Annotated in this window: 13 protein-coding genes and 3 pseudogenes; 9 read left to right on the top strand and 7 right to left on the bottom strand. The window is 37.3% G+C overall.

The window, feature by feature from the left end:
• Positions 1-97 (bottom strand): annotated as a pseudogene (locus FTU58_RS13115) (resolvase); the annotation flags it as partial.
• Between the two features lie 293 nt (positions 98-390).
• Here FTU58_RS13115 and FTU58_RS13110 point away from each other — a divergent pair.
• Together FTU58_RS13110 and FTU58_RS13105 are read left to right on the top strand one after the other, a co-directional pair.
• Complete coding sequence (locus tag FTU58_RS13110) at positions 391-690, top strand: hypothetical protein (RefSeq protein ID WP_227515244.1); 300 nt, start codon at positions 391-393, stop codon at positions 688-690.
• A 1,167-nt stretch (positions 691-1,857) separates the two neighbouring features.
• Positions 1,858-2,754: a replication initiation protein gene (locus FTU58_RS13105; RefSeq protein ID WP_176538542.1), complete on the top strand. Its 897-nt coding sequence runs from the start codon at positions 1,858-1,860 to the stop codon at positions 2,752-2,754.
• 61 nt (positions 2,755-2,815) lie between these two features.
• On the opposite strand, the gene FTU58_RS13100 is transcribed toward FTU58_RS13105, so the two are convergent.
• Positions 2,816-4,114, bottom strand: coding sequence for a hypothetical protein (locus tag FTU58_RS13100; RefSeq protein ID WP_176538541.1), 1,299 nt, complete (start codon positions 4,112-4,114; stop codon positions 2,816-2,818).
• 2,479 nt (positions 4,115-6,593) lie between these two features.
• Here FTU58_RS13100 and FTU58_RS13095 point away from each other — a divergent pair.
• Positions 6,594-7,166, top strand: coding sequence for a plasmid replication DNA-binding protein (locus FTU58_RS13095; RefSeq protein WP_180062546.1), 573 nt, complete (start codon positions 6,594-6,596; stop codon positions 7,164-7,166).
• A 209-nt stretch (positions 7,167-7,375) separates the two neighbouring features.
• Here FTU58_RS13095 and FTU58_RS13090 read toward each other — a convergent pair whose 3' ends face one another.
• Positions 7,376-9,139: a DUF262 domain-containing protein gene (locus tag FTU58_RS13090; RefSeq protein WP_180062545.1), complete on the bottom strand. Its 1,764-nt coding sequence runs from the start codon at positions 9,137-9,139 to the stop codon at positions 7,376-7,378.
• Positions 9,140-9,351: 212 nt separating this feature from the next.
• On the opposite strand from FTU58_RS13090, the gene FTU58_RS13085 reads away from it, so the two are divergent.
• The 4 genes and pseudogenes from FTU58_RS13085 (at position 9,352) to FTU58_RS13075 (ending at position 15,133) form a co-directional block, all read left to right on the top strand.
• A complete protein-coding gene (locus tag FTU58_RS13085; RefSeq protein WP_180062544.1) occupies positions 9,352-10,926 on the top strand; it encodes a type I restriction-modification system subunit M in 1,575 nt (524 codons plus the stop codon).
• A pseudogene (locus FTU58_RS14220) lies at positions 10,926-11,432 on the top strand (restriction endonuclease subunit S); the annotation flags it as partial. The gene FTU58_RS13085 and the pseudogene FTU58_RS14220, both read left to right, overlap by 1 nt.
• Before the next feature lie 69 nt (positions 11,433-11,501).
• Positions 11,502-12,119, top strand: a pseudogene (locus FTU58_RS14215) (restriction endonuclease subunit S); the annotation flags it as partial.
• Between the two features lie 128 nt (positions 12,120-12,247).
• Entirely contained in the window at positions 12,248-15,133 is a 2,886-nt protein-coding gene (locus tag FTU58_RS13075) for a type I restriction endonuclease subunit R (protein ID WP_180062542.1), read from the top strand.
• An 83-nt stretch (positions 15,134-15,216) separates the two neighbouring features.
• Here the strand turns inward: FTU58_RS13075 and FTU58_RS13070 are convergent, their stop codons facing one another.
• Positions 15,217-15,441: a helix-turn-helix transcriptional regulator gene (locus FTU58_RS13070; RefSeq protein WP_070155748.1), complete on the bottom strand. Its 225-nt coding sequence runs from the start codon at positions 15,439-15,441 to the stop codon at positions 15,217-15,219.
• A gap of 152 nt (positions 15,442-15,593) precedes the next feature.
• Here FTU58_RS13070 and FTU58_RS13065 point away from each other — a divergent pair, with 152 nt between their 5' ends.
• Positions 15,594-15,836 (top strand): hypothetical protein, encoded by a 243-nt coding sequence (locus tag FTU58_RS13065; RefSeq protein WP_180038288.1) that lies wholly within the window; start codon positions 15,594-15,596, stop codon positions 15,834-15,836.
• Positions 15,837-16,004: 168 nt separating this feature from the next.
• Here the strand turns inward: FTU58_RS13065 and FTU58_RS13060 are convergent, their stop codons facing one another.
• The gene (locus FTU58_RS13060) at positions 16,005-16,241 is read right to left on the bottom strand and encodes a hypothetical protein (RefSeq protein WP_180038290.1); all 237 of its coding nucleotides are present in this window, start codon (positions 16,239-16,241) and stop codon (positions 16,005-16,007) included.
• Positions 16,238-16,867, bottom strand: coding sequence for an AAA family ATPase (locus FTU58_RS13055; protein ID WP_180038292.1), 630 nt, complete (start codon positions 16,865-16,867; stop codon positions 16,238-16,240). Before FTU58_RS13055 ends, FTU58_RS13060 begins: the two co-directional genes overlap by 4 nt.
• A gap of 451 nt (positions 16,868-17,318) precedes the next feature.
• Between FTU58_RS13055 and repM the strand changes: the two genes are divergently transcribed.
• Positions 17,319-18,233: a replication initiation protein RepM gene (gene repM, locus FTU58_RS13050; protein ID WP_180038294.1), complete on the top strand. Its 915-nt coding sequence runs from the start codon at positions 17,319-17,321 to the stop codon at positions 18,231-18,233.
• Positions 18,234-18,767: 534 nt separating this feature from the next.
• On the opposite strand, the gene FTU58_RS13045 is transcribed toward repM, so the two are convergent.
• A complete protein-coding gene (locus tag FTU58_RS13045; protein ID WP_004740252.1) occupies positions 18,768-19,379 on the bottom strand; it encodes a recombinase family protein in 612 nt (203 codons plus the stop codon).
• Positions 19,380-19,381: the final 2 nt, after the last annotated feature.

The raw sequence follows: 19,381 nt of genomic DNA, 5'->3' as shown, positions 1-19,381 counted from the left end.
AGTTTTGGTTTAGATCCTGAAGAATCTGCAAAGCCCTTTCTGCATCTTGATCTTTAGTTGAAGCTCGTAGATAAATACGTGTATTCATTTCTATCATTTAATCTTAATTCTATTAGATTAATGATAACACTATCATTTAATTATTACATTAAGTCTAATGATAGATACTGTATGCGATTTGGCTCGCTATCATTCAGCTATAGTCCAATGATAGAACACTAGTCATGGTTGTAGGGGCAGAGCGGGAACTTTGCCCCACTTTTATAACCAATTTGAAACAGTTGTTACTTCAACAAAGGATGACCTTGAGGGACCATCATTTTAATTTAGTTGCTATTTAATTGCTGATTAGTTGCTATTTAGTTGATATAATATCCTAAAGTTTAGGATATGGATATTTTAATGAGCGTTCAATCGAGATTATCAAAAAATGCGTGTAGATTAATAAAAGCCGCGCAGTCCATTATTTTTGTTCGCTGGCAAGCAGACAGCGGGACTCAAAAAGTCGTAGCACTGGCACAGATGGCGGAATGGCAGCACCCATTGATTCTATGTGCTGGCGATGGTTTTTGGGATGCTCATGACTTTGACAAAGCAAAGCGTTCTATCAAGCGACACAACAAAGGCATAATTTTTATTGATAGACGCGATTTTATTTTTAACGATCCGTTAGAGCTATCGAAGCTATAGCAGAGCTGACCGCAGAAAGAAAAAACTATACTCTTTTGATAAAAAAAGCATGACTAAAAGCCATGCCTTGGGTGTTCATTCTATACTCAACGTGAATTTCTTTGTTTTAGTCTGATGTGTACTGCAAGTTCCTTACTTTCGTTAAGATATTGGAGTAATGCATCGATAAAACCCCACCATTTGCGCTATAAGCCACCTTAAATTAATTTTGGTAGTCGGATATAGAAAAGAAGAAAAAATACCTCACAGATCAAAAGAGAGCAAAATACGATTATTTCCCATCACGACAGATGGTTTCTGTATCATCTAAATTCCGAGCGAGTGTCTACGAGCGACCACACCAAAATTTGTGTCTAAACTCTCTGAAAAACCGCTTTTAAAAACCTTTGCTTCAAAAAATCAGTAGATCAATTATTTGCACTTACTCTTAGATTGAGCAAAGCGAGTAAAAAACTCCTGAGCGAAGCGAAGTCATAGTCACTTTTTTTGCTTTTTTAGAATCTTCTCACCGTAGTAACCCAAAACTGCCCTTTAAACCGAGCTTTAGCGAGGTCAAAATGCCACGAGCTTTGGCGAGTGTCATAGGGCAGTTTTTACTCCCCTGCTCCTTTTTATTCTTTTAATAAGCTTTTAAAATACTTTTAGCCCCCCCTGTAAGCCATATATATCAATGCTTTCAGACTTTAAAAAAGTACTTTTGAGGGACTAACTAAGTACTTTTGAGGGACTTTTAGCTTCTAAAAAAGTACTTTTGAGGGACTAACTAAGTACTTTTGAGGGACTGAAAAGTACAATAAATATATTGTACTTTTAATGAGTAAATTAAAAAATATAGGTATATTTTGAGCGAAAATCCAATACCAAGTACATTCCAAACTAGATTCTTTGTTGCGTTTTGCTAAAAAAGCACAAAAAAAGACTCGAATTTTGATCTAAACCCAAAAACCAAGCACATTGTAGATCGGATACTGGATTGCATTTTATTAAAAAAAAGTACAAATAGGGGACTCAAAATTTGAGCAAAAACCCATAAAAAGTTCATTGTAGATTGTATACTTTTATAGACTTTCTGATCTTATATTGCTATTGTTAAGTACATTGTATCCATTGTACTTTTTTGATTTTAGCTTTATGAAAATAACAACTTACCCTCCATCATGGGTCGTAATGCAAAATAACATTCAAGAGTGTTTTAAAAGCATGAGTGTAAATGAAAAACGCCTTTTGATTCTTTCTAGCCCTCTTGCACGTACACAAGATGCTACGGAAAAAGACGCTATTATCATCACGGCAGAAGATTTTTCGAAAGAGTGTGGGATCACACAGCACTCAGCATATGCACAGCTAGAAAAAGCAAGTAAGTCATTGATTAAAAGATATTTTTCTTATCATAATGAAAAAAACAAAAAGGTCTTATCTAATTGGGTAATTGACTGCACTTACGAATCAGGAGGGATTGCTATTCGCTTTCCCGAAGTTGTCTTATTTATGCTCAAAGAGTTCGACAAGGTAAATCCCTATACCAAGTACAAAAAAGACATCATACTGAGATTGAAAAGGGACTACTCTTTCGACTTATATCATCTAGCTAAAAAATTTCAGGCAATGGGGAGATTTGAAATATCCCTAGAAGATTTTAGAAATGAGCTAGGCGTGCCCGATTCATACAATGACCTAAGCAACTTAAAAAAACGTGTAATTCAACCATCATTAGATGAAATTACAGAACAGACAGATATTAACGTAACCTACGAGAACATAAAATCGGGGCGTGCTGTCGTTGGCTTCCGTTTTACAGTCAAGGAGAAGTCGAAGCTGAAAGCGATTGAGGGTGGAGATCAAAATACCGTTCATATGTTCTGCAAGATGACTGACAGCCAGATCAACACTTACAGCTCCATTCTTTCAAATGTCCACAGCATCAGTGACCTTGCAGGCAACAAGGACTATCAAGCATTTGCGGTATGGATTTCGAATATTTTACGAGATCCAAAATCGGTTCGTGAAAATACAGCAAAGCGCATTTTCAAGGCTTTGCGAACTGAAACAGACTTTAAGGGCTAAGTTTGACCTGCCAACCACACCAAGATTTTGAAAAAATCCTGGTGTGGTTGGCCAGATCCACTTACTGCTTTTGATCCTTATGTATCCCACGGACTTTATCTTTCCATTTTGAAAACCGCTTTTGAATCAATTTCTGTACCCGTTCTCTACTGAGTTTAATCCTGCGGTCATTGTTCTGCTGTTTGGTTCTTCTTGCAATCCTTGCTTGCCCCTTTTCATAGAATTTTAAAACGTCTTCTTCTCTTTTTTGCTTATACTTTTCGTCCATATCTTCATGATCTGCAAAGGTTTCAACAGCTTCATACAAAGAAGAAAAGGAATGATACTTCCAATCGATACGGGTCGAATATGATGCTTCTTTTTTTAGCCTTTGAATATCAAAAGCTTCTGTGATCGGCAAATGAACTTTTTTCTGAGTAGCCCAAGCACCTTTAGCTTTATGTGCTTGCCCTCGATTGAACTGCTTTTCAAGTTTCTGTACCACTTGCCCCACATCAGCCAAAGTACCGCCAAACATAGGAATGGTGTCAACCATGAAAGCGACATTAGAAATCGCTTCACGGTACTCAGAAGGCTCTAACCTTGCTTGACGCTTTATCACATCCTTAGTCGGCATATTAGCTTTTGATTGAGTAACCGTCTTTTTGATTAAATCCTTTTTAATCAAAATCTTTTTATCAATCTCAACTTTGGCTACAGAAAATATCAGATCCATATAAACAGGCGTGAGATGCCAAGTCCATCGAGATCCACTGATTTTTCTAGGTGGTTTACCCTGTTTTAAAGCCTGTTCATCGGCATACTTCTGCATCTGTCTTACTTTGGCTTTAGGATAGTCTGACTTTCTCAATTCTAGCTTTACGACTGAATCAACATTGTAGATGTAGATCCTCTGTTTCTCATGCTCTAAGCTATGAAATTCTTCACGATTTTCTGATCCATCCCTTTCCTTGAAGTCTTTTTTTATAAAGTCTTTCTGATAAGCAATCGCAAGGTTTTTCCTTTTTCGTGGAGTTGGCGCAGGCTCGACTTGTAAGTCTGCAACTAGCTTTTGATACAGCAGAGAAGTATCTCGGATTTCTTGAGGTAGAGTAATCAAAATACAAATGATGACCTGTCTTTTTTGCCTTAAATCTTGGTTGTACTGAATAACAAGGTGTCCATTACAGGCAAAGTTTTTATTGTTTGTTGCAGAACCTAAACCAACATTGTACCGCTTAATTAAACTCGCAATTCCTTTCTCAGCTTGGTCAATATCGATAAATATTTTTCGATAGAAAGTCGCTTTTCCTTTGCTAACACAATTCAAAATTGCCGACATAAAAAATTTGTTTGAAGTGGTGTAAAAAATCACTTTCATTTCCCCATTTGCTCACCAAGCAATAAAATTTTGAAAAGGTGTAATAGTGGAAATGTAATAATTTAAAAAATTTCAGGTATTACTTTTTTTAATAAATTTACATTTAAAAACAAATCCTTGCAAAGCAAGGATTTTGAAAAGAAAAGTCAGCGAAGCTGGCTTTTCTTACGAAGCGAAGCTTCGTGGCGGGGCAATCAGGGTGTAATCAAGTCGTTCCTGTAATTTGATGAAACTCTGATTGCCCCGCCCTGAATAGGGTGATAAATTCGGCTTGTTAAACCGTATTCTTTAAAAATTGGTTCTTCTTTTTTAGAAGTTAGGTCTAGCTCTTTGTTCAACAGGGAGCTACCAACTCCCTTTGCTTTTTTCTTCTTTGTAAAAATGTTTTGGGAGTCTGACTAACTTCTAATTCATTGCTTTTTTGGCATGCAGGTTGGCGACCTGTATGTATCGAACGAATACGATCTACCTCAGCGTGAAGCGTACTGCCATGCCAAATGGCTCGGTATCGCAAACGAAGGGGGCTAAAAGGTGTCAGCGCAATATCATCTTTGATGGTGTTGCGTGTCAGCCTTTTTTCTATCCGTTCCAATTGTGTGAACAGAGCCACCAATGCCTTTGTGCGAATGGTGGTTGGTACTTGGGCGACCATGAAACCATAATCGAAGCTGTAGACGATTTTTTTGTCGATTCAGCCGTGTTTCTGTAGGGAAAATAACCGCAGATGCAATGCCACGAGAGGGAGTGTCACAGTGAAAGAGCAGAAGCTCGGGGATCTGTGGAAAGTAGATGATCATCATTAGGTCGAAACTTTTTGGTTGTGTGGAAAGACACAATCAGCACGAATAGCTCAACTCTAGCAGAACCTAAGCACTACGTTGTTTGTAGTGTAGGGGTGCGAGTGGGTATCAATGGGATATAACTTTGTTTTTAATTCTTGCCAAGCCTGTTTACGGAACGACGACAGGGGAAATCGAAGATCAATTGATTGATCGGGGAGTGGAATTAAGGGCTATAAGCTATCCGAAGGGTACATAGTAGATTTTGGTGTAAGTGTGGAAGATGGAGCTGTGACTGTAGTTATGATTTTTCATAATAGCCACTACAGTTGATTTTTTTAGTCAAAAGCTAAGAAAAACAGTTTTGATTTTAATTCTTGCGAATGTCTTCATTTGACGCAAAGCAAGCAAAGGATCATTTATCCATCGGGAGATCGGGAGAGTAGGCGGGGGCGAAACCCACTATTATTGGCGAATGCGTTAACTATCTTGGTTTTAGTAGTTTTACAACAAGATAGACAAAAATCGTACAAGTCAGTAGGACGAAAACTCGAGCGTGTGTGTAGTGAAAAAGCAAAAGAAGGACTGCAAGTAACCAATTTCAAAATAGGTGGTTTTGAGATGCTCAACTTAAGATTTGGTAGATCTTTAATCGAGTATGAAATGGTATTTCTTTGGTACTTGCAACAAAAGCAAACGTAGTCGCTTGGCTTACAAGCAAAGTCTGACGCTTTCTCGTTCAGACCTTTATGATTTTAGGTAACAAAATCATCAGGATCTCAGTCCTGTAAGCATGAGAGAGTTATTCATCGGCTTTACCTTTTCGTTAAATAGATGAACTGTCAGAGATGGCAGAGTGAAATCCACACATATTCTGTGTAGCAATCCTCAGCTTTACGAGGACTATCCAACGAACTGTAAAATTTAACAGTATTAATTATGGAACGATTTTTTGTTGATTAGTCACCAACTTTCTATCCATCCCTCTAATCAATACATCCAAGATTAAAATCTTGATTAAATTAACATTTCATCAAATTAATCCACTCACTTTCTCAAGTGAATTGATTAATTCTAAACACATAGAGAGATCTATTGTTTTATCATTTTTTAAAGACCGTACTGCACCTTTGTAGTACGGTCTTTTCTATTTCCATGAGATAAAAAATAATTCACTCACAGATATTCACTTCCTCTCAAAAATGATATAGCGTTCTTCGGGTAGCTACTGGCAACAGGGCAGGTCTGATCCAAGACGTTGGCAGATAAAAAAATGTTGGGACTGTGAATTGTGTGGCAGATCCGAATATGGCACCTGTTAGCAAGAAAAAACCTACCAGACTTTAAAAACACACATAGGTTTGGATAGAAGAAATTTTTCGGAACCGCAATTCAGCAATGAATTGCGGTTTTTTTTGCTTATTTGAATCGTATTGAAACCACATTGAAAAAATTATTCGAAAACCCTACCCCCTGATAAAACTCCACCATTTGCGTTTTAAGCTACTTTTTAAAACCTATGGATCTACAAAGGGGGAATGTCTATAAAAATCCAATACAGAGCAAATGAGGGTGATTTAAAGTGTTAAGGAGTTAATTCTTTTACTCAGATCAGAAAAGTAAGATTTAAATGACATTGTTAATTGAAATTGTTAAGTTAACAGTCAAGTATTAACACAGGTTGAAAACTGGTTTACATAATGAAAAAACTGTCAGTTTCAGAGTTGGCCAAGCTTTACGGATATTCAAGACAGGCCATATATGCACATATAAACAAAGGAAATTTATCTAAAGGATCTGATGGTTTAATTGACTTTACAGAAGCCTTAAGAGTTTTTGGGGAACCACAAAAAAAAGAGACTAGTGTCAATCAAAGTCAATCAATTAACAGTCAAAACTTGACAGAAGTTGACTTACTAAAACGTCAAGTTGACATACTGGAAAAACAGTTAAATCAGGCAGTGCTGAGAGAAAATCAATCGCTAGAACGTGAATCGTTCTATCAGGAACAAATCGAAGCTATGCAACGTCTACTGGAAGCCCCAAAACCGCCAAAAGTAGAAGATCCAACACCTGCTGCTGCACCTCAAGAAACGGTTGAATTAGCCAAAGAAGAAGCTCCAGTAGAAGCCGAGATCCAAACTCAGCCTAAAGATGACGGATTGACTACTCCAGAACAGACAGAAAATAAGCGTATTCCAGTCCCTGAACATATTGCGCCAGAACCAGAAAAAAGGGGCTTCTGGAGCCGGTTTTTCTTGCCGAATGGCTGAGGTTATTGTTCACGGCAGCTAATCAAAAGCGTGAAACATTGATCAAAGAATAGCCGTGAAACATGAAAAATCATAAAAAAAACCCACCTTGGGGAAGATGGGCTATAAACTAGAAACTACAGCATTGATTTCTAAGTGGAATTATAACGCATTTCGTATAAGGTGTATTATGTTAATTTTAGAAGTTATGAAGAATGCAATAGACGTACTCAAAATAATTTTGAGATAGTTACCAACTCCTTTGGTGTAGCAATTCTAGTCTTTGTATTATCACGAATATATGCGTCATCTCCTACGAAACAAACTTCACTTTGTGAAGGAACATTAATTCTTATAATTGTTTTCCCTCTAACTTCAACTATGTCAATTTTTGCTAATACTTGAGTTTTTAGAGAATCTGGTAATTCTGACTTTCTAATATGATGCACAATTTTATCAATATATTCTTCTAAGCTAATTCCTAAAGTACTGGCTTCTCTATCGACACCCACAATATATCTACTACCTATTTGTTCATAACTCTCAGAATAAATCTCTGAAATTCTTTGGGCATCTTCTAAAGTATCTGCTACCCCAAAAAAGAAATATCCATTTGAATCGGGTCCTATATTCACCATCGCACAAATAGTGTGAATTAATTTTTCAAAAACTTTGTTATTGATTTTTTTATCGTGATCTACATTTAAAATGCCTTGTTTACATTCATAACGAGCAGTTTCCAATCTAGAACGTCTAAGTGAGTTCTCAACATCCAACGCTAATCCAGCTCCATGATTAAGCAAAGGTGGTTCGCTTCGAACGAAAAATCTTTGAATTAAACCAACTGTTTTATCAATATTCTTAACTCGATCTTCTGTAGTTGCATAGTTAGCTGAAGAATTCATTTGTTGTTGTAACCCATTCAAGGCATTCATTATTCCTTGAATATCCTCAGGAGTTTTTTCTTCTTCAATAACCAACCGATAAAATGCCATAAATATCGCATAAAAAGATGCTTTGATAGGGTTTCTCGTAGGGTTAACAATTCTTCTTAATGCATTTGCGGATGGATCATACTCATTAATAACTTCTTTTAAAACAGAGAGAGTAACTTTTATTTCAGTACTAAGTCTCTCTATACCATAAGTATTCAAATTTCGTCTAATTGTTGAATATACCTCATCATTTTCATCATATATTTTATCAAAAAGCTCTTTACTCCTTGCTATCGGTTGATTTAGCAACAGGGAAGCACATATATCAACAACCATTTCCTCATCTTCACTGTCTCTCAATTGCTTAGCCCACAAGACACCTTGTTTACACCAAAATATTTCCTCTGCTTTTAAGGCATATCCTAAATTTGAACGGTTTGAATCAATACTAATGTCAGGCATACTAGCTAGTGGTAATTGATCATTAGAATCATCACCTCTAATTTCAGATGAAAGTTTTCTAACTAACATTGAAAAATCATCGATCATTCCAGCCTGTCTCTTATCTTGAGCACTAAGTTGACGTCCACCAGAATTAATACGACCAAAAATATCGGTAACTGAGTTCCCATCCACTACAGGGAAAATAGTTACTGCTAACTGATAATCAAGGATATCAGCACATACAACAGAGGGTAGCTTTTCAGCTCCCTCTTGAATATCAAATACGCCATTGTTATAAGCTAATTTAGCTCGAGAAAATTGATCAATGTCAAAATATTTATCATCGATTGAATATTCATTTTCGATAAAACTAAAGATTGCATTTAAACGCTGCATTCCATCGATAATTTCATAAAATGTCGATCCATCTTCATTAATTTCAGCTAATAGAATGAGAGGAATTGGGTAATCTTTGATGATACTGTCAATTAAATGTTCTTTTTCAGCACAGGTCCAAACCAATTTTCGCTGATATTTTCTATTAACGATCAGCTTATTATCTCTGTAAAGACGATAGCTTTCTTGTACGCTCATACCTCTTGGAGTAATACTCATGATTTTTTTCAACTTATCTAATCAATTTCTAATAGCCTTATTTTGTCATAGAACATTGAATTAAAATAATAAATTTATTCAGATATTTAACATAAAAACTCTTATTCGAAATTCATCATTTATCTACTTTCATAACCTAATAAACCTAATTTTTATAAGCAGATACTCGCTATACTTAAGTAAATTTAGGTATTACTAGAGATTCTTGCTTCATGACCCAGGTTCAACTTCAACAACTACAAAAACATCTTTGGAACATTGCAAACGACTTACGTGGAAAAATGGGAGCCGATGAGTTCCGTGACTACATTCTCGGCTTCATTTTCTACAAATACCTGTCAGAAAAAGCGATTTCTTTTGCCAATGAACTGTTGAAAGATGAAGGCCTTGCAGAAAAATACTATCAACTTGATGAAAATAACCCTGATCACGCTGAACTGATTGACGGCATCAAAGAAAACTCAGTTGAAGAAGTCGGTTATGCCCTAGCACCAAAACAACTGTTCCACACAATTGCTGAACGTGGTCGTCAGGGTGAGTTTATTCTTGATGAGCTTTCAAATACCTTGCGAGAAATCGAACGTAGTACTCTAGGTGCTGAGTCTGAAGATGACTTTGCCAATCTATTTGAAGATCTAGACCTCAATTCTACTAAACTCGGCAACAATGCCAATGACCGTAATGAGTTAGTCAGCAAAGTACTGACCCATCTCGATAATATTGACTTCGATCTTAGTAATTCAGAGTCGGATGTATTAGGTGATGCTTACGAATACCTGATTGGTGAGTTTGCTTCTGGTGCTGGTAAAAAAGCAGGTGAATTCTATACTCCTCAAACCGTATCAACCTTACTTGCAAAGATCGTGACTCAAGGCAAAGAACGTCTACGTTCAGTCTATGACCCGACGTGTGGTTCAGGTTCATTACTGTTGCGTGTAAAACGTGAAGTTCAAGATGTCGATATGATTTACGGTCAAGAGATGAACCGTACCACATACAACTTGGCACGAATGAACATGATTCTACATGATGTTCACTTTGCTAAATTCGATATCAAGCAAGAAGATACTCTCACTCGTCCACAGCATAAAGATTTACGTTTTGAAGCAGTCGTAGCCAATCCTCCATTCTCAGCAAAATGGTCAGCAGATCCAATCTTCTTACAAGATGAACGTTTTAGCAGTTTTGGTAAGCTTGCACCAAGTTCAAAAGCAGATATGGCTTTTGTTCAGCACATGCTTCATCAACTTGATGACAATGGCACAATGGCCGTTGTACTTCCGCATGGTGTGTTATTCCGTGGTTCAAGTGAAGGCATGATTCGTCAGTACCTGATTGAAAAACTGAATGTCATTGATACCATCATTGGTTTACCTGCCAATATTTTCTACGGTACGTCTATTCCAACCTGTATTTTAGTCTTGAAGAAAAATCGTGAGCACAAAGACAATATTCTGTTTATTGATGCCAGCAATGACTTCGACAAACAAAAGAACCAAAACAAGCTATTGCCTGAGCATCTGGATAAAATCATTACAGCATTTGAACAGCGTCAGAATATTGAAAAGTATGCGCATGTCGCCACTTTACAGGAAGTGAAAGACAACGATTACAACCTGAATATTCCACGTTATGTCGATACCTTTGAAGCTGAGGACGAGATTGACCTTGATACAATTGCGCAAGCTTTGCAGGCTTTGGAGGTTGAAAGTAAAAAGACCGATACAGTTATAGCTGAGTTTTGCAAAGAGCTTGGGATTGCTTCGCCATTTGCGGAGGTGAAGTAATGGCTGTGCCTAAGTTACGGTTTAAGGAGTTTGATGGGGATTGGTCTGAGAAAGTTATTTCAGACATTGCAGATGTTCGTGGTGGTAAACGATTACCAAAAGGTTATTCCTTAGTTGAGAGTGATACTGGTTATCCATACATCACTGTTACTGACATGGAGGATGGCACTGTTAATTGCGATAAAATCCGCTATGTTCCATTGGATGCAGTTGATCAGATTAAGAGATATCGGATTACTGTCGATGATATCTATATCTCGGTAGCTGGAACTTTGGGGTTAGTAGGAATTATTCCTCATGAACTTAATAATGCCAATTTAACTGAAAATGCCGACAAATTAACTAATATCAAATGCGATCAAAAATATCTATTACAGTACCTAAATAATGGATCACTCTCACAATTAATTGATTCAGTATCTACTGTAGGTGCTCAACCTAAGTTAGCGCTTTACGCTATTCAAGGGATGTCTATTTTTCTTCCAGCCACCCCCGAACAAACCAAAATCGCCTCTTTTCTTTCTGCGGTAGATGAAAAGATTAGACAACTCAAGCAAAAACATCAGCTGCTGAGCCAATATAAACAAGCCATGATGCAGAAGCTGTTTAGTAAGCAGATTCGTTTCAAAGCGGATGATGGTAGTGAATTTGGGGAGTGGGAGGAAAAAAAGCTTGGGGAAATTTGCCAGTTTATTAATGGTCGTGCTTATAAACAAACTGAATGGGAAAAAGAAGGTATTCCAGTTATTCGCTTGCAGAATTTAACAGGTTCTGGGAAAGAATATTACTACTCCAACTTAAACCTACCAGCTCACCAATATTGCTATAACAATGATTTACTTTATATGTGGTCAGCAACATTTGGACCAGTTTTTTGGCAAGGAGAAAAAGCTATTTTTCATTACCATATTTGGAAAATTGAAGTAAATCCTTCATTGCTTGATAGAAAATATATGTATTTTCTGTTGGATGAAATGACTGAGAAAATGAAAAGAAGTTTGAACGGTTCAACCATGTTGCATGTTACAAAACAAGGAATGGAGAATACACAGAAAATTGTTCCATCATTACCAGAACAAACCAAAATCGCTAACTTTTTATCTGCTATAGACCAAAAAATTAATGTAGTTTCAGAGCAGTTAGAGCAAGCTAAGCTTTGGAAAAAAGGGCTTTTACAGCAAATGTTTGTTTAAATATCTATCAAGCAAATCCAACCATCTGATTGAAAGTTTTGAGGGTAAAACATCAGAGTATGTTTCAACTTTCAATCAGGTGGATTCCATTTAGATCACTGTAATTGAATAAAAAATTAGAGAAAGAGATGTCTGTACAAAGCGAAGCTCAACTTGAAAATGAACTCATTGAACAACTCAAACAACTAGGCTACAACCAGGTTGATGTTAAAGATGAGACTCAATTGCTGAGCAATCTGAAACTTCAAGTTGAACGTGCCAATGGCATCACTTCTTTTTCTGAACATGAATGGGCACAAGTCCTGAATCATCTCAAAGCAGGGAACAGCTTCAACTGTGCCAAGGTCCTGCGTAATCGCTTTCCTGTGAACTTTGATGATGGATCTACACGCCACATTGATTTTTTATTCGCAGATCCTACGAAAAACATCTACCAAGTGACCAATCAAATTGCGATTGATCACAGTACGAGTAACGGTCACACAAGTCGCTTTGATGTCACCTTACTGATCAATGGCCTACCTTTAGTCCAAATCGAGCTAAAACGCGCAGGTGTCGAGCTTCCTGAAGCCTTTAACCAAACCCAACGCTATGCCAAAGCTGCTTATGGTAGCGGAGCAGGTCTGTTTAATTACATCCAACTGTTTGTGATCAGTAATCGTGACCACACCCATTACTATTCAACAGGCACCAGTAATTTCGAATTTACCTTCCCTTGGGCAGATTTTGACAATAAGCACATCCATAAAATCGATATCTTTGCCGAAGCCTTTTTAAACCATCAGCACATCACCCAAATGCTGACTGAATACATGGTGATATTGGAAGTTGAAAAGCGTTTGATGGTGCTGCGTCCATACCAAATCTATGCGGTACAACAGATTATTCAGCGTGTGCAACATTCAGAGCAAAATGGCTATATCTGGCACACCACAGGCTCAGGAAAAACCCTCACTTCATTCAAAGCCAGTCAACTCATCATGCGCTTGCCTGAAGTTGAAAAGGTCCTATTCGTGGTGGATCGTAGTGATCTCGATACCCAAACAGTTCGTGAGTTCAATGCCTTCAAAAAAGACAGTGTTGATACCACCAAGAATACAAGCACCTTGGTTACTCAATTGGGCCAAAAGCATGACAAACTGATTGTCACCACCTTACAAAAGCTCAATATTGCGATTAGTTCTGATCGTTATAGCGATCAGATTAGCTATCTCAAAGACAAAAAAGTGGTGATTATTTTTGATGAATGTCACCGTAGCCAATTTGGCGATACTCATCGCAATATCAAACGCTTCTTTAATCAGGCGCAAATGTTTGGTTTTACAGGAACGCCAATTTTTGAGAAAAATAGCCAACTGAAAATTGACTCAAAAGCAGTCACCACCAATGCCCTATTTGACGAATGCCTGCATAAATACGTGATTACGGATGCTATTCGTGATGGTAACGTCTTACCCTTCCAGATTGCCTATCTGGGCAAATACACCAGCAACGGCATCGAAAACAGCGACAGCTATGAAGAAGATGTAGAAGGAATTGATACCAAAGAGCTGTTTGATAACCCTGCTCGTCTCGAAATGATTACCCGATATATCCTGGATAATCACCATATCAAAACCAAAAATAAAACCTTCACCGCGATGTTCTGTGTCAGTTCCGTTGAAGTCCTGACCCAGTACTACGAACTATTTAAAAAAATACAGCAAGAAAAACAACAGCAAGCCGAAGAACAAGGTGGGATTTACACCCCATTGACCATTGCCACGATTTTTTCCTTTGCAGCCAATGAAGAACTCAAGGTCGAAGATCACAGTGGTTTAATTGAAGAAGAGTCTGCGGATATCCCGACCAAAATCAGCCAATCCAACCGAGATAAGCTCGATCAATACATTGCTGAATACAATGCCAAATTTGGCCAGAACTACAACTCAGGTGATGAGTTCTACGCTTACTACCGTGATATCGCCAATCGGGTACGAAAAAAAGAAATTGATATCCTGCTTGTGGTGAATATGTTCCTGACTGGTTTTGACTCAAAACCACTCAACACCCTGTATGTCGATAAGAACCTTAAATATCATGGCCTCATTCAGGCCTTTTCACGCACCAACCGTATTCTGAACGCAGACAAGCCGTTCGGTAATATCCTGTGCTTCCGTAACCTGAAACAAGCCACGGACCAAGCCCTCACCTTATTCTCAAACAAGGATGAAGCAGAAAAAATTGTCTTGATCCCAAGTTTCGACAGCATTAAAGAAAAATACAATGCTGCGGTTGCCCATTTACTCAGTATTGCCCCAGATCCTGATCAAGTACCCAATACGCTAGAAACTGAAGAACAGCAATTGGAATACGTCAAAGCCTTCCGTGAGGTAATGCGGATCAATGCACAATTGGAAAACTTTGTAGAGTATGACCAGGACGATACCGATTTAAACAAAGCAGAATTCCAGAAACATACCTCACAGTACAAATATCTGTACAACAATGTCCGTGTGATCCAGCCTAAAGACAAAGTATCGGTCCTCAATGACGTCAATTTCCAACTGGAACTGATCCACCGCGATACCGTGAATGTCGGTTATATCCTGAATTTACTGCAATCGGTGGTCAATCATAAAGATCCTGAAAAGAAACAGCAGTATCGTTCCCAGGTGCAAGATATCATTTCGACCAATCACAACTTGTATGACAAACAAGAGCTGATTCAAAAGTTCCTGGATGAAAACATTCCACGCATGGCCAATGGTCAAAGTGTTGAAGAGGCCTTTGCTCAGTTTTGGGATGTGGAAAAAGAAAAGGCCTTGGACGAACTGTGTCAAAAAGAAGCCATCAAGCCTGAGGTATTTAAAACGGTGCTTAGTCAATATGAATACACTAAACGCCTACCTAGCCGTGAAGATGTCAAAGACTTACCGATTACTCGTCCTAAGATCTCAGAACGGAATACCATGATGAATACCCTGGTTCTCAAAACTCGGAACTTTATTGAAAAATTCTATCGAGGTTTATAAGTACCTCAAAATAAAAAATGCCTGAACTTCAGGCATTTTTTACATCATCACTCACAGCTTAAAACAATTAAAAAACGAGAGTTTTAGTCTTTTGAATACGATTTAACTTTTTCAAAAACTGGATAGAAATCCAATCCCTCATCTTTCATCGTAGAAATCAACGCAACAATGACAGCAATATGTGTAGGCACGACACCTTGTTTACTGTAATTCGTAATTGAATTGGGTTTTATGCCCAATAATTCAGCAAATTCTTTAATAGAAAGCCCTGCTTTACCGATAAGACGTTGAAATTCAGTATATGGCATTTGATTAAATTTATAGAAATGGTGTTTTGAAATTATAGCATAGGGTTACATTTACATAAAAACACATAAAAATATGTGGTAAACACATATTTTTATGTGTTATAAATAGCTTATCAACTAATCTATTTACTATCTTTATAGGAGAAATCATTATGTATTCATACCCTAATGCAAATACTGAAAAGAAAATTGCACTGATGATCATCAATGACTTTTTCATTCAAAAAGCAAATGAACTTTGGATTTTTTTACAAATCGATCAGTGTTTTAACGATTATGAAGCAACACTGATTTGGACTCGACGGTATCTAGAGGAACATCCTGAAGGTGAATACAGCGATATTCAAAAGGCATTCCTTTCTTGTTTCCCAGACAATTTCTTTAACTTCGACTAGTAATTTATGGATAGCCTTTTCTGTTTTGTAGCACTTTAAATCAGAATATAGGTCATACGAGAGAAAAATTACATATAAAAAGCCCTTAATGATGAAGGGCTTTTTTTTACATCTAAAACGAATACTAATTAAAACCAAAATAAAATTAATTTAGTTTCAAATTAGTTTCTATTCTTCACTAAGTTTCTTCAAAGCAAAGCGGATAATTCCATTATGCGTTTGGCCATACTTTTCGGCCAATTCAACCAACAATTGATACTCATGTTCATTCATAGGAATTGTGTGTGTCTTGAATTTCCTAGGGGCTTTAGGATCTAGCTTTGTCACCTTTTGCTCATCTGCACCATTGATGAAAGAATCCATGTCAGGAGAGTTTGGTTTACTGATTTCTCTCTTCTTGATCATGCTAATAACTCCTTCATGAACGCCTCAAATTCGTCAACTGCTTTTGGGTTATTGGATTCAACTACACCTTTCCCTTCTGCTGCTACATCGCGATAAACCTTTCTGTCATGGATTACTGCAGATAAGGCCGTGAACGCAGGAAAATCTGCTAAATACTCATTTGCTTGTTGTACTTCTGATACAGATGGATTCGTAGGAGCTAAGGTGAGTAACCCAAATGGTTTGAGTTCTTCATTAAATGACTGTGCCTGATCTATGACTTCAGAAAGATGAGGTAAGGTATCCAGGTCAAATTGTGAAGGTCTAAATGGCACTACAAGATAATGAGCTGCCAACATTGCTGTTCTAAGCTCTTTACTGTCATGTCCTGCTACATCTACAACAACATAGTCATAACGGCTATCTAAGTCTTTCAGTGTGTTCTTGATGTCTCCATATCGTTGCACACAATGTACCTTAGGGAGATTTGTTTCATCTCTGTCCTTAACCCAGTTAGCTGAACTTTGTTGAGGATCTGCATCAACTAAAACAATGTCTTTGTTATGTTTAGCAAGATAAGTTGCTATATTGATGGCTATTGTGGATTTCCCACATCCACCTTTTTGGCTTCCAATTAAGATGATCATTTTACTTGTAATTTGTAACTAATTTGAATCTAATATAGTTATATTTTAGATTGATGTAAAGAATAGGTGAAAAATTACTAAATTCTTATTTAGTATAAGTCTACGTTTTCCCACCTATATGGAAATCGTTCTTTCATTTATTTTCATAACTGTAAATGGATACTCGTAAAACAAAAAATACTCTTAATTTTTAAACAATAACCGTTTTTATTTTTAAATACTTTTAATAATTTTATTTTTAAGACCTCTGCAAGCCTTATATAGCAAGCATTTCAGAGGTAATAAGTCTACGTTTTCCCACCTTTAAGTCTACGTTTTCCCACCTTTAAGTCTACGTTTTCCCACCTTTGAGTCTACGTTTTCCCACCTTTAAGTCTACGTTTTCCCACCTTGTGTCTACATGTATAATTGATGTATCCTAATACTATAATTAAAGGAAAAGATCCCAATAGTGAAAAATGATCTAGTCGTGAAGGATAACGCATTAATCAATGCTAGCTATAATCTGGATACAACAGAACAGAGACTGATTTTATTGGCAATTGTTCAAGCAAGAGAGTTAAGCAAGAATGTGGATGCGAATAGTGTTCTAGAGGTCCATGCTCATCATTACATGAAGCAATTCAATGTTGATAAGCACGCAGCCTATGAAGGGCTTAAAAATGCTGCTAGCAATCTCTTTGAACGCAAATTTAGTTACAAGGGTATCCATGAGGGAACTCAACAGGAAAAGATCGTCAAATCACGCTGGGTATCCAAAATAGCTTATGTGGATTCAGCAGGTATCGTAGAACTCACTTTTGCACCAGATGTCATTCCATTGATTACTCAACTTGAGAAGTCATTCACTGCTTATGAACTTAAGCAAATTAGTTCGCTTACAAGTAAGTATGCGATTCGCCTCTACGAGCTACTGATTCAATGGCGTAGTGTTGGAAAGACACCTATGTTTGATATTGATGACTTTCGCTTCAAGCTAGGATTAGCTGAAGGTGAATATGCGAAGATGGCGAACTTCAAGGTTCGAGTACTGAATATAGCATTAAACCAAATCAATGAACTGACGGATATCACAGCTTCTTATGAACAACACAAATTAGGGCGTACGATCAGCGGTTTCTCATTTACATTCACTGCTAAGCACCAACCTAAGGAAGTTATCCATACGAAGCCTAAGAAGCTTTCAGATAAGCAAATTCAGTTCTTTGCCAACAAGCTGGCTCACTATGATCCATTTGCAAGCCAAAAAGCTGCAGTAGGTGAAAGCTATGCTGATCTTGAGAAAAGACTTCTGGTTGAACTACAAGATGAGAAGTTCATTCAAAAGTACAATGAGGTATTTAAGGAACTTGGTTTAGAGGTATAAATACAACTAAAATACATCTAATTTAAAATCAATATAATTTTATTTTAGTTGTTATTTAGTGGTAGAAATTAGGCAGAGGCTGCAAGTCCTTTTGCCAAGTGATCTGCTTACTCAAGTACAGTTTCTGTAGCCAGTAATGCCATATCATGTGGATAGTCATAATGCTTAAGCAAATGAGTGGCGGACGCCTAATATTCCAATTTTACAGTTGAAACTGCCTTATTTTTTTATTGCAGATACACTGGTGTATATCACCCAAGTGGATGCTTTTGTCATTACCGCAAAAATCCACTACCTGGTACAATTTTTGGTGGGTGTTTTCCGATTAATATTTTGGTTGTTTTAGATAATAGACCTCTTGCGAAAGTATTATTTTTGACTATTTTAGACTTTGATATTTATTTAAAAATCAACGTTTATCACTGATTAAATTTTGACTAACGCAAGAGGTCTAACATAAAACCTATTATGCGTAAAAAGGTTGTAAGTCCAAAATAGAAATGTCCGGTTTCTCCAAAGTAAAAATGTCCGCTTTTAGATAACTTTAGCAACTCGATAGACAGTTGCAACTCCACAATTCACTGCTTTGGCAATTTCCTCCTTAGTCATATTGCCAGCTGCTAGCAATTCTTTTATTCGTTTGTGCTTAGCCTCATTGGCTTTCTTACCTGTTGGCTTGTAACCTGAACGTGCCAGGCCCTGCTTAATACGTTCTATACGTTTCTCATTGTCTAGGCGAGCCATTGTTGCCAGGAGATCAATCAACATATTGTTGATGAGTTCCAGGATTGAATGAGTAATGCTGTCACTGGTTTGAATCATTTGGTAGGTAGTAGGAAGATCCGCTACGACTAAACGAAGTCCCTTCTCCTGGATCCTGCGCTTCAGCTCTTGAAAATCTCGTTGGGTTAGGCGTGATAAGCGGTCAATACTTTCAACTAACAAGGTGTCACCTTGATTTGCTTCTGACAGTAGCTTATTCAATTCAGGTCGGTCTAACTTCGTACCACTATAGTTTTCTACGTACACAATGGTTTCACCCAAATTCAAGTTTTGGTTTAGATCCTGAAGAATCTGCAAAGCCCTTTCTGCATCTTGATCTTTAGTTGAAGCTCGTAGATAAATACGTGTATTCATTTCTATCATTT

This window comes from Acinetobacter sp. YH12120, from assembly GCF_013418795.1.
GTDB lineage: Bacteria > Pseudomonadota > Gammaproteobacteria > Pseudomonadales > Moraxellaceae > Acinetobacter > Acinetobacter towneri.
Note: the sequence above shows the minus strand (reverse complement) of the source record. Positions and strands in the feature narration are given on the sequence as shown.